The sequence below is a fragment of the Streptomyces sp. NPDC050743 genome (assembly GCF_044456925.1).
Classification (GTDB): Bacteria; Actinomycetota; Actinomycetes; order Streptomycetales; family Streptomycetaceae; genus Streptomyces.
Genome location: NZ_JBITGJ010000083.1, coordinates 14388 through 34501 on the forward strand (window position 1 = coordinate 14388; position 20114 = coordinate 34501).

A 20114-nucleotide genomic window follows, 5' to 3' on the forward strand; every position below is an offset into this window, starting at 1 on the left:
CCACAAGGTGACATGCAGCAACGCCGGGAGAAGTCTTGAGCGTTCCGTACGAGACGGCAGCGTACGAACCAGCCGAGTCGCCCGAGTCTCCTGAGGAGCATCTCGAGCGGCTCCTCGGCCGTGCCCTGAACTCCTTCGAGCTGCCCGACGAGGTGATACGGCAGCTCGACTGCGCGCTGGTGCACGACAGTTCGCTGCACTCGGCGTACCACAGCGCGGGGCTGCACCGGGAGACGTACCGGCACACCTGGCTGCTCGCCGACGGCTCCGCGGTCACGCTGTGGGAGCTCGTGCACAACCCCACGCCGGGCGGCGCCCCGGTGAGCGAGGTGTACGTCGACGAGGAGGAGCTGCAGACGGCCACGGCGCGGCTCGGGATGCCGCCCGAGACGCCCGAGTTCGAGCTGCCCGCGCTGATGCGGCTGTGGGCGATCCCGGAGCCGCGGCACATGTTCGCCTCCGACGACTCGGCCGACCACGCGCGCCGGCTGCTGCGCCGTGCGGAGAATCCGGACCGGCCCGACGCGCAGACGGCGGCGCTGCTGGCGACGGCGACGGCGCACGAGATCACGCAGGCGTTCGGGCGCCCGGGCCGCGCCGGGCGCGCGGGGCTGAGCTACGCGCTGTACGAGCACGCGTTCCTGCTGCCGGACGGCAGCCAGGTCTCCCTGTGGGAGGTGGAGCACACCGCGACACCGGACGGGCGTCACATGTGCGAGGTGTACATGTCGGAAGACGCGGCCCGGGACGCCATGGAGCGGCGCGCGGCGCGACAGGGGTAGTGAGCGCCGCGGGGCGGCAGGGGTAGCGCGTGCCGCGGGGCGGGGGACGGCGCTGCTCGGTCAGTGATCGCCGAGTCGTCGTATCAGTCCGGCGAAGGCGTCCTGTTCCGCGGGGGTGAGTTCCACCTTCTCCCACGCGGGGCCGCCCTGCCGTTGGGGCGGGAGGAACGGGAGACGAGCGGCCGGGAGCTCTCGCAGGGCCTCCTTGCGGAAGCGGCGCAGCAGGCGTACGACGACGATCGCCCAGGCCACGCCGGCCAGGGTGAGGACGGCCGCGCCGGTCAACTGGAGAGTCGCGACATGCTCTGGCATAGGCCCAGTACACACCACGGTCCGGGACTTTGGCCCCGGACCGTGACGTATCTCGCAGGTGCCGTGAACAACTCACAGCGAACTAAAGGGACAAGGCGTGGTGACAAGGCGTGGCGGCGGTGATGCGCCGGTCAGGCCGCCACGGGCTGCTTGGTCTCCTTTGCCGCGGTGGCCGCGTTCGCGGTGGGGTCGGTGGCCGTGGTCTCCGGGGTCTGCTTGCGCATGCCCTTGAGCAGGACGACCAGGGCCGTGGTGGCGCAGACGCCGGCCGCGATGGCGATGAGGTACAGGAAGGGGTTGCCGATCAGCGGGATCACGAAGATGCCGCCGTGCGGGGCGCGCAGGGTGGCGCCGAAGGCCATCGACAGGGCGCCGGTGAGCGCGCCGCCGACCATCGACGAGGGGATCACGCGCAGCGGGTCGGCCGCCGCGAACGGGATGGCGCCCTCCGAGATGAAGGAGGCGCCCAGCACCCAGGCGGCCTTGCCGTTCTCGCGCTCGGTGTGCGTGAACAGCCTGCCGCGCACGGTGGTGGCCAGGGCCATCGCCAGCGGCGGGACCATGCCGGCCGCCATCACCGCGGCCATGATCTTCATGGCGGAGTCGCTGGGGTTGGAGACCGCGATGCCGGCGGTGGCGAAGGTGTAGGCGACCTTGTTGACCGGGCCGCCGAGGTCGAAGCACATCATCAGGCCGAGGAGGGCGCCGAGCAGGATCGCGTTGGTGCCGGTGAGGCCGTTCAGCCAGTCGGTGAGGCCCTTCTGGGCGCTGGCGATGGGCTTGCCGATCACCACGAACATCAGGAATCCGACGATCGCCGAGGAGATCAGCGGGATCACCACCACCGGCATGATGCCGCGCAACGCCGTGGGTATCCGCACCTTCTGGATGGCCAGCACCACACCGCCGGCGATCAGACCGGCCGCGAGGCCGCCGAGGAAGCCCGCGTTGATGGTCAGGGAGATCGCGCCGCCCACGAATCCGGGTACCAGGCCGGGCCGGTCGGCCATGCCGTAGGCGATGTAGCCGGCCAGGACCGGGACCAGGAAGCCGAAGGCGACGACGCCGATCTGGAAGGACAGCGCGCCCCAGCTGTCGGCCTGCGTCCACACGAAGTGGTCCATGACCGACGGCGCCTTGTTGATCTTGTAGCCGCCGATCGCGAAGCCCAGGGCGATGAGGAGGCCGCCCGCGGCGACGAACGGCACCATGTAGCTCACACCGCTCATCAGCCACTTGCGCAGCTTGGTGCCGTAACCCTCGGTGGAGTCGCCCGCGCGCTCGACCGGCGTGCCGCCCGAGGCGGGCGCCGGCGCGCTCGTCTCGCCGCGCGCCGCCTTCGCGCGCACCTCCGTGATGAGTGCGGCGGGGCGGTTGATGCCCGCCTTCACTCCGACGTCGACGGTCGGCTTTCCGGCGAAACGGTCCTTCTCGCGTACGGGGACGTCGTGCGCGAAGATCACTGCGTCCGCCGCCGCGATCACCGCCGGGTCCAGCCGGGTGAAGCCGGCCGAGCCCTGCGTCTCGACGACGAGTTCGACGCCCGCCTCGCGTCCCGCGTTCTCCAGGGACTCGGCCGCCATGTAGGTGTGCGCGATGCCGGTCGGGCAGGAGGTGACGGCGACGATACGGAAGGGGCGTGCGCCGGAGTCCGTGGCGGAGTCGGCGCCCGCGGGGGTCGCCTGCGCCGGGGCGGATGCGCCCGGCGCCTGCGCGGTGGTGCCCGCTGCGGCGTCGGCGGAGGCCGCCACCGACGCCGCAGCGGTGTCTTCGATGGCGCCGCCTGCGCTCGCGGCGCCCACGGCGCCCTGAGCAGCGCCCGCCGCAAGGTTCGCGCCCCCGGCGCTCGGCGTCTCGTCGCCACGGATCAGCGCGGCCGCCGTCTGCGCGTCGGTCACCGCGCGCAGCGCGTCCGTGAACTCGGTGTTCATCAGCTGGCGGGCCAGTGAGGAGAGGATCTTCAGGTGGGCGTCGTCGGCGCCGGCCGGGGCCGCGATCAGGAAGATCAGGTCGGCCGGGCCGTCCGCGGCGCCGAAGTCGATGCCGGCGGCGCTGCGGCCGAAGGCGAGGCTCGGCTCGGTGACGTGGGCGCTGCGGCAGTGCGGGATGCCGATGCCGCCGTCGAGGCCGGTCGGCATCTGGGCCTCACGGGCGGCCACGTCGGCGAGGAAGCCCTCCAGGTCGGTCACCCGGCCCTGGGCCACCATGCGCTCGGCGAGGGCGCGCGCCGCCGCTTCCTTGGTGTCGGCGGACAGGTCGAGGTCGACCAGGTCCGCGGTGATCATGTCGCTCATCGCGGGCTCCTATGCACGCGTATCGCCCGGGGGGAGGCGTGGGCGGAAAGGGGGACGGGGGTGGGGGTGGGGGTGGGGACAGCGGCGAGTAACGGGGGACCTCGCCGCTTCGAGGCGGGCCGGGTGGGCGCGTCCTGGGGTGCGGACGCGGTGCGAGCGCCCGGCCGCCGGGTGCCGGGGCGGGTGCGACGGAGCGCGAGGGCGTTCATGACACCGGCTCCGTCAGTTCGCGGTCGAGGGGGATCTCGGCCGTGACGGTCACGGCCGAGAGGTCCAGGTCGGCGGGGGTCGGCATGACGCTGCCGGGGAGCTGGACGGCGGCGGCGCCGTGGGCGACGGCGGAGGCGAGGGCCTCGGGGCCGCTGCCGCCGGCAATCAGGAAGCCGGCGAGGGAGGAGTCCCCGGCGCCGACGTTGCTGCGGACCGTGTCCACGCGGGCGGTGGCGAACCAGGTGCCCGTGTCCTCCACCAGGAGCTGCCCGTCGGCGCCCAGGCTCGCGAGCACGGCGCGCGCGCCCATGCCGCGCACCTCCTCGGCCGCCTTCAGTGCGTCGCCCACGGTCGCCAGGGGGCGCCCGACGGCTTCCGCGAGCTCCTCGGCGTTGGGCTTCACCACGTCGGGCCGCGCTGCCAGTGCCTCCAGCAGCGCACGCCCCGAGGTGTCCAGCGCGATGCGCGCGTCCCCGGCGTGCGCCCGCGTGACGACGTCCGCGTACCACGACGGCGCGAGCCCCCGGGGCAGGCTGCCGCAGCACGCGATCCAGTCGGCGTCGCGGGACTGCTCGCGCACGGTGTCCAGGAGGAGCTCCTGTTCGGCCTGCGACAGCTCCGGGCCCGGCGCGTTGATCTTCGTGAGCACCCCGTCGGACTCCGCGAGCGCGATGTTCGAGCGGGTGGCTCCGGTGATCAGGACCGGCGCGACCTCGATGCCCTGCGCGTCGAGCAGGTCGGCGATGAGCGCCCCCGGCGCACCACCCAGGGGCAGAACGGCGACCGTGCGCCGGCCGGCGGCCGCGACGGCGCGCGAGACGTTCACGCCCTTGCCGCCGGGGTCCATGCGCTCGCCGGTGGCGCGGACGACCTCGCCGCGTTCCAGGGCGGGGACCTCGTAGGTGCGGTCGAGGGAGGGGTTGGGGGTGACGGTGAGGATCATGCGCGTACTACTTCCGTGCCGCCGCGCTCGATGGCGGCGGCGTCTTCCGGGCTCAGCCCGCTGTCGGTGATCAGCAGGTCCACATCGCCCAGGTCGCCGAACCGGGCGAAGTGCTCCTGGCCGTGCTTGGAGGAGTCGGCCAGGAGCACCACGCGCCGGGCGGCGGCGACGGCGGCCCGCTTGACCGCGGCCTCGGCGAGGTCCGGGGTGGTCAGCCCGTGCTCGGCGGAGAAGCCGTTGGCCGCCACGAACAGCACGTCGGCGCGGATCTCGCCGTATGCGCGCAGCGCCCAGGCGTCCACGGCGGCGCGCGTGCGGTGCCGTACGCGCCCCCCGACCAGGTGGAGCTGGATGCCCGGGTGGTCGGCGAGGCGGGCGGCGATGGGCAGGCTGTGCGTGACGACGGTCAGGGAGGCCTCCAGCGGGATCGCGGCGGCGACCCGGGCGACCGTCGTGCCGGCGTCGAGGATCATCGTGCCCTCGGTCGGCAGTTCGGCGACGGCGGCCTTGGCGATGCGGTCCTTCTCGTCGGCGGCGGTGGACTCGCGCTCGGTGAGGTCCGGTTCGAAGTCGAGGCGGCCGACCGGGATGGCGCCGCCGTGCACCCGGCGGACGAGGCCCGCCCGGTCGAGGGCCTTCAGATCGCGGCGGATCGTTTCCGCGGTGACCTGGAACTCCTCGGCGAGCGACAGCACGTCCACCCGGCCGCCGTCACGTGCGAGCCGGAGGATCTCCTGCTGCCGTTCCGGTGCGTACATGCCCGCTCGCCTCCGACTCGATGTCCGTTCACTTCTGACTGATGCCCGAACGTGTGGTTTCAGTCGGGAGGCTACGCCGGGATTTCCGGAAAGTAAACAGGTTCGGGCTTCAACCGGACATGATCGGGCGTCCGGCCGGACACAGGGAAGGCAGTGGGGCACCGACGAGCATGCGAAGGGCCCGGCACCCGCGGGTGCCGGGCTCCGTCAGGCGCGGCTCAGTGCACCAGCTCCGGCTCCCGCGCCGGCGCCTCCGCCTCGGCCCCCTCCACCTGCTGTGCGGGCCGCTTCGGCAGGGCGGACATCAGCAGGAAGATCGCGCCCATGATCCCGGCGACCCACCACAGCGCGTGCTGGAAGGCGTGCACGAAGGCCGGGCCGACCTGGGCCGGGGCCGGCCGGTCGCCGACCTCCCCGAAGAACACCACCGACACCAGCCCCAGGCCGAGCGCGTTGCCCATCTGCTGCACCGTGTTGATCAGCCCGGACGCGGACCCGGCGTGCTCGCGCGGCACCTCGGAGAGCACCGCGTCGGTCAGCGGGGCGACGATCAGCCCCATGCCGGCGCCCATCACGACCAGCGGCAGGGCCATCTGCCAGGAGGCGATGCCGAGGCCGTACCGGTGCGCCTCCCACAGGTAGAGCAGCACGCCTACGGCCATGACCAGCGCACCCGCCTGGAGCACCATCCGCCCGAACCTCGGGACCAGCTTCTGCACCGACATCCCGGCCGCCGTCGACACCGCGAGGGAGAACGGCACGCCGGTCAGCCCGGCCCGCAGCGGGCTCCAGCCCAGGCCGATCTGCATGTAGAGCGTCCAGACCAGGAAGAAGATGCCGAGCGCGACCCCGAAAACGGTCTGTACGGCGATGCCCGCGGCGAAGCTCTTCACCCGGAAGAGGGACAGTTCGATGAGCGGGGAACCGTCCCTGGCCGCCTTCCGTTTTTCGTACGACACCAGCGCCGCGAAGACGACGAGCGCGCCGGCCATGCAGAGGTACCCCCACAGCGGCCAGCCCAGCTCGCGGCCGCGGGTGAGCGGGTAGAGCAGCATCAGCAGGCCCAGCGAGACCAGGGCGACACCGACGAGGTCTAGCTTCAGCGCCTTGGGGGCCTTCGATTCGGTGATGAAGCGGCGGCCCAGGATCCAGGCCAGGACGCCGACGGGGAGGTTGATGAGGAAGATGGGCCGCCATTCGAGGCCGAACAGGTTCCACTCGGTCAGCAGCGCGCCGAGCAGCGGTCCGGAGACCGCCCCGAGGCCGACGATCGCGCCGAACAGGCCGAACACCTTGCCGCGTTCGTGGGCCGGGAAGGTGGCGTGCACGATCGACAGCACCTGCGGCACCATCATCGCCGCCATACCGCCCTGCAGGATGCGGGAGGCGACCAGCATCTCCGGGTTCGCGGCGAAGCCGCACAGGGCGGAGGCGAGGGTGAAGCCGCCGACACCGATCAGGAACAGCCGTTTGCGGCCATGGATGTCGCCGAGACGTCCGCCGGTGATGAGGCCCGCGGCGAAGGCCAGGGCGTAGCCGGCGGTGATCCACTGGATCTGGCTGACCGACGCGTGGGCCGTCCGCTGGATGGACGGGATGGCGATGTTGACGATCGTCACGTCCACCAGGTCCATGAAGGCCGCGGTCATGACGATGGCCAGGGCCAGCCATCGGGTTCGGTCGGGGATGGGTTCGGGGAGCGCCGTGGGAGTAGGTGTGGTCACCCGGGTGCCGGTCGTGTGTGGCTTGTCTCGCCCTGTGGCGGAGCCGCTGATCGACGCGGTTGCGCGCCCCTGGAAGGTGTTGTCGTCGCCGTGGGTCATACGCTCAAGCTAGGACGCCATTAGGTCAGATCGTGTCCTACTTCTGCGGCATCCTCGTACTCATGACGACGGACACCCCGGCACGGCTGCTGCAGCTCCTCTCCCTGCTCCAGACCCCCCGCGAGTGGCCCGGCGGTGAGCTCGCCGAGCGGCTCGGGGTGTCGCGGCGCACCGTGCGGCGGGACATCGACCGGTTGCGTGAACTGGGGTATCCCGTGCAGGCCAGCAAGGGGGCCGACGGCGGGTACCGGCTGGTCGCCGGGAAGGCGCTGCCGCCGCTGGTGCTGGACGACGAGGAGGCGGTGGCGATCGCGGTGGGGCTGCGGGCCGGAGCCGGTCATGCGGTGGAGGGCGTGGACGAGGCCTCCGTACGGGCCCTGGCCAAGCTGGAGCAGGTGCTGCCGGCCAGGCTGCGCCACCGGGTGTCCACGCTCCAGGCCGCGACGACACCGCTGACCAGCGGGGACGGGCCGACCATCGCACCGGAGACGCTGACCGTGATGGCCTCGACGGTGGCGGGGCACGAGCGGCTGCGGTTCGCCTACCGCGACAGGGACGGCAGCGAGTCACGGCGGCTGACCGAACCCCACCGGCTGGTGTCGACCGGGCGGCGGTGGTATCTCGTCGCCTACGACCTCGACCGCGCCGACTGGCGGACCTTCCGGGTGGACCGGGTGAGCGAGCCGTTCGCGACCGGAGTCCGCTTCGCGCCACGGGAGTTGCCGACCGGGAGCGCGGCGGAGTACCTGCGCCAGTCCATCCAGCGGCGGCAGGAGAGGTACGAGTTCGCGGTGCACTTCGCCGCGACGGCGGAGCAGCTCTCCGCACGCCTGCCGGCGGGGCTCGGGGTGCCGGAGGACGACGGCGAGGGTGGTTGTGTGCTGCGGGGCGCCTTCGGCGATCCCCTGGAGTGGCTGGCGGTACGGCTGGCGATGGCGGGGTACGAGTTCACGGTCCGGGGGCCTAGTGAACTCGCCGAGTGCATGCGGGAGTTGGGTGCGCGGCTGAGTCGAGCGGGGGCGAATGTCCGCGAGGAGGGGGTCACTCGGTGAGGGGCCCTTCGGTGAGGGCCCCATCGGCGAGGGCCCCGTCGGTGACGGTCTAGCCCTCCCCGGCGCCCCACTCGAAGTTCCGCAGGGATTGGAGGTTGCGCAGCGCCAGGGTCACGGGGCCCTCCGGGCCCGTGGGCGGGGAGGAGGTGGCGGCCCAGGACTCCACGGCCACACGGACGGCTGCGCCGGCGACGGCCGCGGCGAAGCGGAGGTCGGGGGTGACCGTCGCCTCACCGGTTCCGCGACCGCCAACTCGGCCGGGTTCACCGCCGGTTGCCGGTGCCGCGATCCGGTGCGCGAGGATCTCCGCCAGGCTCCGCTCCGACGCCTGGCACACCTCCGCCCAGACCTTGCGCAGGGCAGGACTGGCGTCGGCCAGACGGATCAGGGTGCGCACCCATTCCCAGGACGCGGCCGAGACACCGGCGCCGGGGGTGAGGGTGTGCTGCACGGCGTGCTCCAGGGCCTCGGGGACGCCGAGGTGGGCCGGGGCCGAGCGGACCGCTTCCGCCCAGCGCTGGGCGCCTGCCGCGTACAGGGGAGCGACCGCTTCCTCCTTGGTGGCGAAGTAGCGGTAGAAGGTGCGCGGTGCGATGCCCGCAGCCTGTGCGATGTCCTCGGCGCGGGTCGCCCGCAGACCCTGGCGGACGAACAGGGCGGCCGCCGCCCGGGCGATCTCCGTCCGGGTCTCGGCCTTGCGGCGTTCGGTCAGCGAGACCGGCGCGGAGGCGGAACGCGATTCCCGGGCAGCGCTGGAGGTGGTGCGAGGGGTGGTGCTCGGTGTGGTGCCGGGGGTGGTGCTCATCCCGGCAGGTTATGCCCGTGTGGCAGAATCTGCCATCCGACGGTCCACCCCGGGGTTCAGGTACGGGGTGGGCCGTCGTTCCATGACGCGCCACCACACCGCCGCCCGCGCAGACTTGAGTCTCCCGCCAGGGGAGACCGGAAGGTGGGGTCATGCACTCCGGCATCTCGTACTCGATCGGTGAGCTGGCCCGGCGTACCGGGCTGTCGGTCAAGACCATCCGCTTCTACTCGGACCAGCATCTCGTGGTGCCGGCGAGCCGTACCCCGGCCGGTTACCGCCGCTACGGCCCCGAGGCGGTCGCCCGGCTGGCGCTCGTACGGACGCTGCGCGAACTCGGCCTGGGCCTGGAGGTGATCCGGCGGATCGTGGACCGGCCGCTCAGCCTCGGCCGGGTCGCGGCCGAGCAGGCCGCCGCGCTGGACGTGCAGATCAGTGTGCTGCGCCTGCGCCGGGCGGTGCTGTCCGCCGTGGCGGCCAGGCATGAACCGACCTTCGAGGAGATGGAACTCATGCACCGGTTGGCGACCCTGTCCGAAAAGGAGCGGCGCCGCCTGATCGGCGGTTTCCTCGACGCCGTCTTCGAGGCACCGCCCCAGCCCTCCCTGACCGACGCACCCCAGCCTGCCCCGGCCGACGCACCACCCCGACTCACCCCGGCCGACGCACCACCCAGACCCTCCTCGGCCGACGCGCCCCACCCCGCCGAGTGCGGGCTCCGGCGCTCCCTCACCCCCGAGTTGCCCGACCACGCGACCGAGGAGCAGGTGACGGCGTGGGTGGAGCTGGCCGAGCTGTCGCTCGACGACGAGTTCCGTGCGGCCGTACGACGGCTGGTCCGGCAGCATGCCGGGAACCGGCAGGGACGCGAGGGCGGCGTCGCCGGCACGCCGCCCGTGCCGGACGTCGTCGCCGTCGCCCGGGATGTCGTGAACACCGCCCTGGCGTCCGGTATCAGGCCCGAGGCGCCGGAAGCGGATCCCGTCGTCGCGGCCCTGGTCACCCGGTGCGCCCCCGCCTGCGGGCAGGCAGGTCACGCCGCGCCGCACGAGTGGCTGCTGCAGCGTCTCGAAGCCGCGCGCGAACCCCGGCGGGACACCTATCTCCGCCTGCTGGCTCTCGTCAACGGCTGGCCGGCCCCCGAGCCGGTGACACCGGTGATCGACTGGGCGGCCGCGGCCCTGCGCGCGCGGGCGGTGGCCGGATAGGAGCGCCCCGACAGGAACGGACGTACAAGAACGGCCGGGCAGGAACAGCCTTAGACGCCGGATCAGTTGACAGGCGGCATCCTCAACCGACCCGAGCGGTCGAGGACTCGCACATACAGATACGCGAAAAGCCGGGCCTCGGCACCCGGGGGGGATAGGTGCCGAAGCCCGGCTGGGAGGTCCCGGCGCCGGGGGGGATGTGCGTCGGGACCTGGCTGTGTGGCTCGGTTCGTGCGGTGGGCGCGTGGGGTCGGCCGGTCTGTGCGGTTGGTGCGGAGGGAGTGCGGTCCCGGGCCTGGCTGCTGGGGGCCCGGAAGGGTTGTTCCCGCGGGCCCGGGAGTTGAAGCGATGGGACCGCGCCATGTTTGCGCCGCCTTTCGCCACCGGCGTGCGCTCCCCCAGGCACCTGACGCCCACAGGCACCACAGGTTGCCGGCCGCCGCGCTCCGGTGCCGCCCGCCTACCGCATCCCGGCTCATCCCACGGGCGCCCCTCTCACAGCCGGCACCGGCACGTCGTAACTCCGTTACGCCGCCGCGTCGAAGCCGGTCTGGCGGGCCAGCTTCTTCAGTTCGAGCAGAGCGTGCTTCTCGATCTGGCGGATGCGTTCGCGGGTCAGGCCGTGTTCCTTGCCGACCTCGGTCAGGGTGCGCTCGCGGCCGTCCTCGATGCCGTACCGCATCTTGATGATGGAGGCCGTGCGCTGGTCCAGGCGGCCGATCAGGTCGTCCAGTTCCTCGCTGCGCAGCAGGGTCATGACCGACTGCTCGGGGGAGACCGCAGAGGTGTCCTCCAGCAGGTCGCCGAACTGGGTCTCGCCCTCGTCGTCCACCGACATGTTCAGCGAGACCGGGTCACGGGCCCAGTCCAGGACGTCGATGACGCGCTCCGGCGTCGCGCCCAGTTCCACGGCGATCTCCGCGGGCTCCGGGTCGCGGCCGTGCTCACGGTTGAACTCGCGCTGCACGCGGCGGATGCGGCCCAGTTCCTCCACCAGGTGGACGGGGAGCCGGATGGTGCGGGACTGGTCGGCGATGGAGCGGGTGATGGCCTGACGGATCCACCAGGTGGCGTACGTCGAGAACTTGAAGCCCTTGCGGTAGTCGAACTTCTCGACCGCGCGCACCAGACCGGCGTTGCCCTCCTGGATCAGGTCGAGCAGGGGCAGGCCGCTGCGCGGGTAGCGCCGGGCCACGGCGACGACGAGGCGGAGGTTGGAACGGATGAAGATGTCCTTGGCCCGCTCGCCGGCGGCGACCAGCGCCTCCAGTTCCTCGCGGGTGGCGTCCGTCTTGGACTCCTCCTCACCGTCGAGGACCTGCTGCGCGAAGACACCCGCCTCGATGGTCTGGGACAGCTCGACCTCCTTGGCGGCGTCGAGCAGCGGCGTGCGCGCGATCTCGTCGAGGTACATGCCGACCAGGTCGCGGTCCGCGATCTCGCCGCCATGGGCGCGAACACTGCTTGCCGAGTCGACCGTCTCGCCGGTGGCGGACTGACGACGGGCGACGGCACGGGTTGCCATGCGTGCTCCCTTGCGATGGTGGGCTGGCGGGTGGTCCTGCTGAACGCTCGGCATCGGGGGAGGGTCTGTGGCGACTCTCTCCGAGTGCCCTGCATCCGTGGGAAACAACGACTGGAATCCGGACAGAATTCCCAACCCGTCCCCCAATTTTTCTGATCATGCAGTACCCTGTCCGCCACACGGGGAGGCGACATGGCCACGCAACGTACAGAGGTGCAGGTCAGGCCGGGAGTCGAGGGAGATCTCGACGCTCTCACGGCGATCTACAACCACTATGTACGCGAGACGGCCATCACCTTCGATACCGCGGTCTTCACTCCGGAAGAGCGCCGCCCTTGGCTGCTCTCCCACCCGGAAGACGGCCCGCACCGGCTGAAGGTTGCCACGGACGCGGAGTCACAGCGGATTCTGGGGTACGCCACATCCGGCCCTTACCGGCCGAAGCCCGCGTACGTCACGTCGGTGGAGACCTCGGTGTACGTCGCCCCGGACGCCGGACGGCGCGGTGTCGGCACGCTGCTCTACGAGGCCCTGTTCAAGGCGCTGGCCGACGAGGACGTGCACCGTGCCTACGCCGGGATCGCCCAGCCCAACGAGGCCTCCGAGCGGCTGCACGCCCGCTTCGGCTTCCGGTATGTCGGCACGTACCGCGAGGTCGGCCGCAAGTTCGGCCGCTACTGGGACGTGGCCTGGTACGAGAAAGAGCTGTGACCCGCAGGGGTCCCCGGGTGACCCTGAGGGCCCGCACTCATCCGAACTGCACCGACCGCTTGGCCATTCCCATCCAGAACCCGTCGATGACGGACTTCTGCGCGTCGAGCTCGTCCCCCGCCTCCGCCGCGCCCATGGTGACGAAGAGCGGGGCGAAGTGTTCGGTACGCGGGTGGGCGTATCGGCCGGCCGGGGCCTTGTTCAGGAAGTCCAGCAGGGCGTCCCAGTCGCGGGCCTGAAGGGCGCGGCGGCCCCAGTCGTCGAACTCGGAGGACCAGCTGGGCACGCCGCTCCCCGCGTGGCGCAGGGCGGCGAGGTTGTGGGTGAAGAAGCCGGAGCCGACGATCAGCACCCCCTCGTCGCGCAGCGGCGCGAGCTTGCGGCCGATGTCCATCAGGCGCACCGGGTCGAGCGTGGGCATGGATATCTGCAGGACGGGGATGTCGGCGGCGGGGAACATCTCGACGAGGGGGACGTAGGCGCCGTGGTCGAGGCCGCGGTCGGGGATGTCCTGGACGGGGGTGCCGGGGGCGCGCAGCAGCTTGCGGACGGACTCGGCGAGCTCGGGGGCGCCGGGGGCGGCGTACTGGACCCGGTAGTAGTGCTCGGGGAAGCCCCAGAAGTCGTAGACGAGCGGGACGGTCTCCACCGCGCCCAGCGCGAGCGGGGCCTCCTCCCAGTGGGCGGAGACCATGAGGATCGCCTTGGGGCGGGGCAGGCCGGCGGACCAGGCGGCGAGCTGGCCGGGCCAGACGGGGTCGTCGGCGAGCGGCGGGGCGCCGTGGCTGAGGTACAGGGCGGGCATGCGCTCCGGGCTGCTGGTGGACATCGCGGCGGCTCCCAGGACTGCATTGCTTTAATTCTCAAGTTCCATGGTCGACCGTACGCCCGACTAGTTCAAATTTCAAGGAGATGCCTCGTACAGTGGGATGCATGAACACGGCATCCGGCTCCGCCGCGCAGCCCCGCTGGCTCAGCGACGAGGAACAGCGCGTCTGGCGCGCCTACCTGCACGCCACCACCCTGCTGGAGGACCACCTCGACCGGCAGCTGCAACGGGACGCGGGCATGCCGCACATCTACTACGGCCTGCTCGTCGGCCTCGCCGAGGCACCGCGCCGCCGGCTGCGGATGACGGAGCTGGCGATGCAGGCGAAGATCACCCGTTCCCGGCTGTCGCACGCCATCGCGCGGCTGGAGAAGAACGGCTGGGTGCGCCGTGAGGACTGCCCCTCCGACAAGCGCGGCCAGTTCGCGGTGCTCACCGACGAGGGCGCCGAGGTGCTCAGGCGCACCGCGCCGGGCCATGTGGCCGCCGTACGGCAGGCGCTGTTCGAGCGGCTCAGCCCGGAACAGCAGAAGGCCCTCGGCGAGATCATGGAGATCGTCGCCGAGGGCCTCCAGCCCGATGAAGCGGGTGCGGACCTGCCCTGGCTCCGCTAGGTCAGCGCGCGGCCACGCGCGCCGCGGCCGGTCAGTGGGCCACCACCGGCACCGGCACCTCGTCCTCGACGCCCTCGCCGGAGGCCACCGTGGTGGCGCCCGGGCGCCCCGCGGTGACGAAGGTGAAGGCGATCAGGGCGGCGAGGCCCAGGATGCCGACGGCGAACCAGATCGCCGCGGTGTAGCCGTGCACCAGGCCCTGCAGCTGGACCAGCTGCTGCTGCGGCTTGGCGGCCGCACCGGCGATGTGGTCCTTGACGTACGACGTCGTCGCGGACGCGGCGATCGTGTTCAGCAGGGCGGTGCCGATCGCGCCGCCCACCTGCTGCGAGGTGTTGACCATCGCGGAGGCGACGCCGGCGTCCCGGGGCTCGACGCCCATGGTGGCCAGGGACATGGCCGGCATGAACGCCGTACCCATGCCGAGACCCAGGAGCAGCATCGCGGGCAGCAGCAGGGCGGCGTACGACGAGCCGACCTCCAGCTGGGTCAGCAGCAGCATGCCGACGCCGGCGACCAGGAAGCCGGGGCCCATCAGCAGGCGGGCCGGGACGCGGGTCATCAGCCGGGTGCCGATCTGGGTGGAGCCGGTGATCATGCCGGCGATCATCGGCAGGAACGCGAAGCCGGTCTTGACCGGCGAGTAGCCCTTCACGACCTGCAGGTAGTAGGTCAGGAAGAGGAACAGGCCGAACATGCCGATGATCGCGAGACCCAGCGAGAGGTAGATGCCGCCGCGGTTGCGGTCGGTCACCACGCGCAGCGGCAGCAGCGGGGCCTTGACCCGGGACTCGACGACGGCGAAGGCGGTCAGCAGCACCGCGGACGCGATGAACATGGACACGGTGACCGCGTCGCTCCAGCCGTCGGACTCGGCACGGGTGAAGCCGTAGACGAGGGCGACCAGGCCGAGGGTGGACAGGATCACGCCGGGGATGTCGAGCGGGGAGCGGTTGCGGCCGCCCTCGGGCTCACGGATGACGAAGTAGGCGCCGGCCGCGGCGACGATGGCGAACGGGATGTTCACGAAGAAGGTCCAGCGCCAGTTCAGGTACTCGGTGAGGAAACCGCCGAGGATCAGGCCGACGGCGCCGCCGCCGCCCGCGATGGCGCCGTAGATGCCGAACGCCTTGGCGCGCTCCCTGGCGTCCGTGAACATCACGGCGAGCAGCGACAGCGCGGCCGGGGCGAGCAGGGCGCCGAAGACGCCCTGGAGAGCGCGGGCGCCGAACATCATCGGACCGGTGGTGGCGGCACCGCCCAGCGCGGAGGCGAGGGCGAAGCCGGCGAGGCCCGTGACGAAGGCGCGCTTGCGGCCCCACTTGTCGGCGATACGGCCGCCGAAGAGCAGCAGACCGCCGAAGGCGAGGGCGTAGGCCGTGACGACCCACTGCCGGTTGCCGTCGGAGATGCCGAGGTCGCTCTGGGCGGAGGGGAGGGCGATGTTCACGATGGTGGCGTCGAGGACGACCATCAGCTGGGCGAGCGCGATGAAGACGAGCGCCTTCCAGCGGTTGGCGTCGCCGCCGCGTGCGGCGACGCCGGTCGGCGCGGTGGCGCCGGGAGCCTTTCGGGCTGTTTCGGACATGGAGGTACCCACTTCGGGACTTCGGTACGGAACGTGACGGAAAACGTGCAGGAAAGATCGAGAAAAGAGGGAGTAGGACGAAAAAACGGAAGCTCAGGGCGTGGCTCGTCGACGGTGACGGCCGGGACGCCGGGTGTTCCGGCCTACAGGTGGACTGGGATCGGGAGCCGAACTAATCGGTCAGGAGTCGCGCAGCTCCTCGATGGTCACGGCCGTACCCGGCAGGGCGGAGCGGGCGGGCGCCCGCAGGCCGTCGAGGAACAGCTGAAGGTGGCGGTGGACGAAACGGTCGCCGCGCAGACAGTCCGTGCCGGCCGGGGGCCGGCTCAGCTGCGCCACGACGATCATCAGGTCCCCGACGCCGACGTCGGGCCGGAGCTGGCCCGCCGCCACGGCCCGCCCCATGACCTCCTCCACGAGCTGCTCGACACGCTCGCGGGAGGCTTCCAGGTCGGGGTGATGCTTGTCGAAACTGCTGGCGATCACCGGGCACAGCGCGCTGATCCGCTCGTCGGCGGCGGCGTGCACGAAGCGCTCCAGCGCGGCGAAGGCGTCCCCGGTCTCGGCGAGGGCCACCTCGGCCGCCTCGGCCGTACGGTCCATGACCGAGCAGACGACCTCGCGGACGAGGGCCTCGCGGTCGGGGAAGTTGCGGTACACCGTGGCGTTGCCGACGCCGGCCCGGCGGGCGATCTCGTCGAGCGGCACGTCAGGACCGTGCTCGACGAACATCTCCCGGGCCGCGGTGACGATCCGCTCCCGGTTGCGCACGGCGTCGGCGCGAGGCCGGGACACCTTGCGCGCTACGGGGGTGGTCGCGGTCGGCACGACGTACTCCTCGGTCTGCTGCGGGGCGATCCGGGGATGCAGTCCCCGTTTCGCTCGGACACAGGGCTAAACGGGGAGAGGGTCCCCGGTTATTTCCCGAGCACGAAAAGAAGGCATGTGACCTGAGACACACTCACATCCCGCCGGGATTCACCCTCGTGCGAGTCCGCATTCCCACGATCGGTCTCCTCCAGCGCGCGCCCCGCACCCCGCCGACACAGGGTGATCGCAAGGGTGCAGCCGGAGACCTGTGGCTGCCGTGGAGCGAAGGGTCCATGAATGCAGCCGCAGCCGCCCCGTCACATATCCCCTGCCCGAACAGGAGCCCGGGGCGGCCGCGCCCGCACAGCAGCCCGGGGTGGCTTCGCCCCCGCACGAGCCCACCGGGGCGGCACCGCCCGCGAAGCGCGCCCACCGCGCTCCCGCCGTCGCATACGCCCGCGCCGGGTGGCCGCACTCGCCGCGGTGACCGCGCTGACCGTGGCGGTCGGCACCTCGGCCGGGACCGGACACCTGATGGCGCCCAGCACCGCCGGACCCATCGGCACGGCCCGCTCCGGCCTCATCCCGTGCACGATCCAGGGCAGCGTCGACGTACAGATGACCGAGGGCATCCCCACCCCGCCCGGCTACGCCCACTCCACGGGCACGCTCCACGCCCTGACCCTGATGGTCGACTTCTCCGACGCGCCCGGACAGGGCAGCGCCATGGACCGCTTCCACGAGTTCTTCCCGCAGACCCGGGACTGGTTCCGCACCGCGTCCTACGGCCGCCTCGACTACCGGCCGGAGACCCCGATCACCACATGGCTGCGGATGCCCAAGCCCTTCAAGGAGTACGGCATAGAGCGCGGCGCGCCCTTCGACCCCGGCTACCGGCAGCTGGTGCGGGACATCGTGGCCGCCGCCGACCCGAGGGTGGACTTCCGCGCGTACGACATCCTCAACGTCCTGGTCACCCCCAACGCCGGCCCCGCGGCCCTGGACACGGTCCTGTCCGTGACCTTCGCCGGCAACGGCGACGCCGCCCCGGTCGCCGACGGCGTCCCCGTCGCCAACGCGTCCTTCATCTACTCCCGGCAGGACGACGGCTCCGGCTCCTTCTCCCACACCGGCTACCGGGTGCTGCCGCACGAGAACGGCCACACCTTCGGCCTGCCCGACCTGTACACGCAGGAGGGCGGGGGCGCGGTCGGGCACTGGGACATCATGAGCGAGGACTGGGGCGCCGGGAACGATCTGCTCGGCTGGCACAAGTGGAAGCTGGGCTGGCTGGACGGCTCCCAGGTGGGCTGCGCGGCGGCACGCGGCAACGTCGAGTACGACCTGACACCGCTGTACAAGGCCGGCGGCGGCAAGCTGGTCCTCGTCCCCATCGACGCGCGGAGCGCGTACGCCCTGGAGGTGCGGGAGCAGGGCGGCAACGACGAGGTGGTGTGCCGGCCGGGTGTGCTGATCTACAAGGTGGACGGCTCGATCGACACCGGACGCGGACCGGTCACCGTCTACGACAGCCACCGGAACAGCGGCGGCTGCACCCGCAGCCCCAACGTCCAGGCGGAACTCTCCGACGCCCCCTTCTCCCCCGGCGAGACCTTCAAGGACCCCGGTCACGGCATCACCGTTCAGGTGATCAGCAAGGACCAGGACAAGAAGTACCGGGTGCGGGTGACGCGGACGTAGCGCCTCCGGCTGCCGGAAAAGAGCCGGCCGGAGGCTCTTCGGACAACGGGGCGCCGGGGGGCGGTTTACCGTAGGCGTGCCCGTATGCCCTTACCGGAGAGCCGATGCCCGCGAAGAGTGCGACCGCCCTGGATGCCGACACCCGCGCCGAAGCGGGGGAGGCGGTCGGGCCGTTGCTGCGCGGGGTCGGGGTGCTGCGGCGGCTGACCGAGGCGAGCGGCACGCTCAGCCCCAGCGCGCTCGAAAGGGCCACCGGCCTCGCCCGCTCCACCGTCGACCGCGTCACCGCGACCCTCTCCCGCATGGACTACGTCCGCCTCGACGGCCGCGACGTCGTCCTCGCCCCCGGCGTGATGGAGCTGGGCAACGCCTACCTGGCCGCCCTGCGGCTGCCCGCGCTGCTCGGCGCCCACGCCGACGCCCTCGCCGACGAACTGGACGAGTCGGTCTCGCTCGCGGTCGCCGACCTTGACGGCATCCGCTTCATCCACCAGGCCACCCGCCGCCGCGCGATGTCCGTGAGCTTCCGCATCGGCGACCTGCTCCCGGCCGAACGCACCGCGCCGGGCCCGCTGTTCGCCACCGAGTGGACGGAGCCGGACTGGACACGCTGGCGCGCCCGCCGCGCGGCGGACCCGACGGACGCGGCCTTCCCCGCCGTACCGCCACGACAGCTGCCCGCCGACGACTCCGCCTTCCCGGACCGGGTGGAGCGGGCGCGCCGGGACGGCTGGGCGGTGGACGACCAGCTGATCGAACCGGGCCTGGTCGCGGTCTCCGTGCCCGTACGGCACCCGGACACCGGCCGCCTGGCCTGCGTGGCGAGCGTGGTCAGCCACACCAGCCGGCACTCCGCGGCCGACCTGCGCACCAGCCTCCTGCCCCGCCTTCGTACGGCGGTGGCGGCGATGGAGTCCGAGCTGCGCACCGCTGCCCCGCCCGAGCCCGGCCCGCCGCCCTCGGGCCTGGCGACCTGGACGACCGCCTCCAAGCACGAGCTGGGCCGGGACTTCGTGGAATCCCTGGCGCGCGGCCTGACCGTGCCGGCCGCCTTCGGCGAGGGCCGCACGGCGCTGTCCCTGAGCGAGGTGGCACGGGCGACCGGCCTGGCCCGGGCCACGGCCCGCCGCGCGCTGCTCACCCACGAACACCTGGGCCTGGTGCGCGCGCACCCCGACCGCACCTTCACCCTGACCCCCCGCGTCCTCGACCTCGGCTTCCCACCGCTGTCCCGCACCACGCTCCCCCGTCTGGCCGAGCCCCACCTCCGCGCCCTCGCGGACCGGTTGCACGAACCGACGGCGCTGGCGGTCCTCACGCCCGACGGCACGGAGATCCAGTACACGGCCGGAGCGGGCGCGAGCCGCGTCCTCACCGTCCACATCACCGTCGGCGCCCGCCTGCCCGCCGCCCGGACCTCCCTCGGCAGGGTCCTCCTGGCGGACACCGCCCGCCCCCTGCCCCCGGCCCTCGCCGAGGTCCGCGCCCAGGGATACGCCCTGGTCGACGAGGAACTGGAGTCGGGCCTACGCTCCATCGCCGTACCGCTACGGGACCAGGCCGGCCGGGCGGTCGCCGCGCTGAACGTCGCCACCCACGCGGCCCGCCGCACCCTCGAGGACTGCGTCCACGACGTCCTCCCCGCCCTGCGCACGACCGCCGCCCACATCGAGTCCGACCTCCACACCGCCTCCCGCTTCACCCACATCCCCGCATCCTGACCCCGACCCCCACGGCCCGCCGTACCGCGCGGGGTCCACTCGCTACACTGTCGGCGGTGGCCCCGTCGCCACCGATCGAGCAATGCCTTCGTGGGATCTGTGGGAAATTCCGTCGCCGCAGCTCAGGCCCGATGCCGTGCGACGCTCCCAAACGCTGCACCGCAGAATCCCAAACGTCTCTGCAGTGTTTTGCAGTTCACGACATGCGCCGCACTCATCAGAACGCTGCCGTGGTGCACCGCCATCTGTCACGGCAGCTGTAGTTCCGGCGTCTTCCCTGATCAGGAGCTCGCGGGGGCCGAGTGGGGGTATGGGTACGGCCACCGTGATCACGAACGTTTGTGACGACGTTTCAAGAAGCGGTGGCCGTGGAGGTCACGATAGCCCAGGCAGTCTGGGGCCGGGTGTTCGGGGCGGCGATGGGCGTG

Annotated in this window: 17 protein-coding genes; 7 read left to right on the forward strand and 10 right to left on the reverse strand. The window is 72.2% G+C overall.

What is annotated here, in order from left to right; translation table 11 throughout:
- Positions 1-35 precede the first annotated feature (35 nt).
- A complete protein-coding gene (locus ACIBJF_RS41700; RefSeq protein ID WP_399182072.1) occupies positions 36-782 on the forward strand; it encodes a DUF6227 family protein in 747 nt (248 codons plus the stop codon).
- A 60-nt stretch (positions 783-842) separates the two neighbouring features.
- Here the strand turns inward: ACIBJF_RS41700 and ACIBJF_RS41705 are convergent, their stop codons facing one another.
- From ACIBJF_RS41705 to ACIBJF_RS41725, 5 genes are all read right to left on the reverse strand, one after another.
- The gene (locus ACIBJF_RS41705; RefSeq protein ID WP_351807261.1) at positions 843-1094 is read right to left on the reverse strand and encodes a hypothetical protein; all 252 of its coding nucleotides are present in this window, start codon (positions 1092-1094) and stop codon (positions 843-845) included.
- Positions 1095-1225: 131 nt separating this feature from the next.
- Complete coding sequence (locus ACIBJF_RS41710) at positions 1226-3388, reverse strand: fructose-specific PTS transporter subunit EIIC (protein ID WP_399182073.1); 2163 nt, start codon at positions 3386-3388, stop codon at positions 1226-1228.
- Positions 3389-3593: 205 nt separating this feature from the next.
- Positions 3594-4541 (reverse strand): 1-phosphofructokinase, encoded by a 948-nt coding sequence (gene pfkB, locus ACIBJF_RS41715; protein ID WP_399182075.1) that lies wholly within the window; start codon positions 4539-4541, stop codon positions 3594-3596.
- Entirely contained in the window at positions 4538-5299 is a 762-nt protein-coding gene (locus ACIBJF_RS41720) for a DeoR/GlpR family DNA-binding transcription regulator (protein ID WP_399182077.1), read from the reverse strand. The genes pfkB and ACIBJF_RS41720 overlap by 4 nt, the downstream gene beginning before the upstream one ends.
- Positions 5300-5517: 218 nt before the next feature.
- Positions 5518-7122: an MFS transporter gene (locus tag ACIBJF_RS41725; RefSeq protein ID WP_399182078.1), complete on the reverse strand. Its 1605-nt coding sequence runs from the start codon at positions 7120-7122 to the stop codon at positions 5518-5520.
- Positions 7123-7184: 62 nt separating this feature from the next.
- Here ACIBJF_RS41725 and ACIBJF_RS41730 point away from each other — a divergent pair, with 62 nt between their 5' ends.
- Positions 7185-8174 carry a helix-turn-helix transcriptional regulator gene (locus ACIBJF_RS41730; protein WP_399182080.1) on the forward strand — a complete coding sequence of 330 codons (990 nt, stop codon included), beginning with the start codon at positions 7185-7187 and terminating at the stop codon, positions 8172-8174.
- Positions 8175-8223: 49 nt separating this feature from the next.
- On the opposite strand, the gene ACIBJF_RS41735 is transcribed toward ACIBJF_RS41730, so the two are convergent.
- Entirely contained in the window at positions 8224-8979 is a 756-nt protein-coding gene (locus tag ACIBJF_RS41735; protein ID WP_399182082.1) for a TetR/AcrR family transcriptional regulator, read from the reverse strand.
- A gap of 152 nt (positions 8980-9131) precedes the next feature.
- Between ACIBJF_RS41735 and ACIBJF_RS41740 the strand changes: the two genes are divergently transcribed.
- The gene (locus tag ACIBJF_RS41740; protein ID WP_399182084.1) at positions 9132-10187 is read left to right on the forward strand and encodes a MerR family transcriptional regulator; all 1056 of its coding nucleotides are present in this window, start codon (positions 9132-9134) and stop codon (positions 10185-10187) included.
- 526 nt (positions 10188-10713) lie between these two features.
- Here ACIBJF_RS41740 and ACIBJF_RS41745 read toward each other — a convergent pair.
- A complete protein-coding gene (locus tag ACIBJF_RS41745; protein WP_351807253.1) occupies positions 10714-11712 on the reverse strand; it encodes a sigma-70 family RNA polymerase sigma factor in 999 nt (332 codons plus the stop codon).
- Between the two features lie 192 nt (positions 11713-11904).
- Here ACIBJF_RS41745 and ACIBJF_RS41750 point away from each other — a divergent pair, with 192 nt between their 5' ends.
- A complete protein-coding gene (locus ACIBJF_RS41750) occupies positions 11905-12423 on the forward strand; it encodes a GNAT family N-acetyltransferase (protein ID WP_399182086.1) in 519 nt (172 codons plus the stop codon).
- Positions 12424-12460: 37 nt separating this feature from the next.
- Here ACIBJF_RS41750 and ACIBJF_RS41755 read toward each other — a convergent pair whose 3' ends face one another.
- The gene (locus ACIBJF_RS41755) at positions 12461-13252 is read right to left on the reverse strand and encodes a dioxygenase (protein WP_399182088.1); all 792 of its coding nucleotides are present in this window, start codon (positions 13250-13252) and stop codon (positions 12461-12463) included.
- A 104-nt stretch (positions 13253-13356) separates the two neighbouring features.
- Between ACIBJF_RS41755 and ACIBJF_RS41760 the strand changes: the two genes are divergently transcribed.
- On the forward strand, positions 13357-13866 hold the full coding sequence (locus ACIBJF_RS41760; protein ID WP_351807249.1) for a MarR family transcriptional regulator: 510 nt from the start codon (positions 13357-13359) through the stop codon (positions 13864-13866).
- Positions 13867-13897: 31 nt separating this feature from the next.
- Here ACIBJF_RS41760 and ACIBJF_RS41765 read toward each other — a convergent pair whose 3' ends face one another.
- Both ACIBJF_RS41765 and ACIBJF_RS41770 read right to left on the reverse strand, forming a co-directional pair.
- Positions 13898-15454, reverse strand: a complete 1557-nt coding sequence (locus tag ACIBJF_RS41765) for an MFS transporter (protein WP_399182090.1) — start codon at positions 15452-15454, stop codon at positions 13898-13900.
- A gap of 180 nt (positions 15455-15634) precedes the next feature.
- A complete protein-coding gene (locus tag ACIBJF_RS41770) occupies positions 15635-16282 on the reverse strand; it encodes a TetR/AcrR family transcriptional regulator (protein WP_399182092.1) in 648 nt (215 codons plus the stop codon).
- A 447-nt stretch (positions 16283-16729) separates the two neighbouring features.
- On the opposite strand from ACIBJF_RS41770, the gene ACIBJF_RS41775 reads away from it, so the two are divergent.
- Both ACIBJF_RS41775 and ACIBJF_RS41780 read left to right on the forward strand, forming a co-directional pair.
- Positions 16730-17965, forward strand: a complete 1236-nt coding sequence (locus tag ACIBJF_RS41775; RefSeq protein WP_399182093.1) for a M6 family metalloprotease domain-containing protein — start codon at positions 16730-16732, stop codon at positions 17963-17965.
- A 104-nt stretch (positions 17966-18069) separates the two neighbouring features.
- Complete coding sequence (locus tag ACIBJF_RS41780; RefSeq protein ID WP_399182094.1) at positions 18070-19686, forward strand: IclR family transcriptional regulator C-terminal domain-containing protein; 1617 nt, start codon at positions 18070-18072, stop codon at positions 19684-19686.
- Positions 19687-20114: the final 428 nt, after the last annotated feature.

Coding starts and splice junctions, on each gene's coding strand:
- ACIBJF_RS41710 (WP_399182073.1), bottom strand. CDS start 3,388: ATGAGCGACATGATCACCGCGGACCTGGTCGACCTCGACCTGTCCGCC.
- ACIBJF_RS41750 (WP_399182086.1), top strand. CDS start 11,905: ATGGCCACGCAACGTACAGAGGTGCAGGTCAGGCCGGGAGTCGAGGGA.
- ACIBJF_RS41705 (WP_351807261.1), bottom strand. CDS start 1,094: ATGCCAGAGCATGTCGCGACTCTCCAGTTGACCGGCGCGGCCGTCCTC.
- ACIBJF_RS41720 (WP_399182077.1), bottom strand. CDS start 5,299: ATGTACGCACCGGAACGGCAGCAGGAGATCCTCCGGCTCGCACGTGAC.
- ACIBJF_RS41760 (WP_351807249.1), top strand. CDS start 13,357: ATGAACACGGCATCCGGCTCCGCCGCGCAGCCCCGCTGGCTCAGCGAC.
- ACIBJF_RS41725 (WP_399182078.1), bottom strand. CDS start 7,122: ATGACCCACGGCGACGACAACACCTTCCAGGGGCGCGCAACCGCGTCG.
- ACIBJF_RS41735 (WP_399182082.1), bottom strand. CDS start 8,979: ATGAGCACCACCCCCGGCACCACACCGAGCACCACCCCTCGCACCACC.
- ACIBJF_RS41740 (WP_399182084.1), top strand. CDS start 9,132: ATGCACTCCGGCATCTCGTACTCGATCGGTGAGCTGGCCCGGCGTACC.
- ACIBJF_RS41755 (WP_399182088.1), bottom strand. CDS start 13,252: ATGTCCACCAGCAGCCCGGAGCGCATGCCCGCCCTGTACCTCAGCCAC.
- ACIBJF_RS41730 (WP_399182080.1), top strand. CDS start 7,185: ATGACGACGGACACCCCGGCACGGCTGCTGCAGCTCCTCTCCCTGCTC.
- ACIBJF_RS41780 (WP_399182094.1), top strand. CDS start 18,070: ATGCCCGCGAAGAGTGCGACCGCCCTGGATGCCGACACCCGCGCCGAA.
- ACIBJF_RS41765 (WP_399182090.1), bottom strand. CDS start 15,454: ATGTCCGAAACAGCCCGAAAGGCTCCCGGCGCCACCGCGCCGACCGGC.
- pfkB (WP_399182075.1), bottom strand. CDS start 4,541: ATGATCCTCACCGTCACCCCCAACCCCTCCCTCGACCGCACCTACGAG.
- ACIBJF_RS41745 (WP_351807253.1), bottom strand. CDS start 11,712: ATGGCAACCCGTGCCGTCGCCCGTCGTCAGTCCGCCACCGGCGAGACG.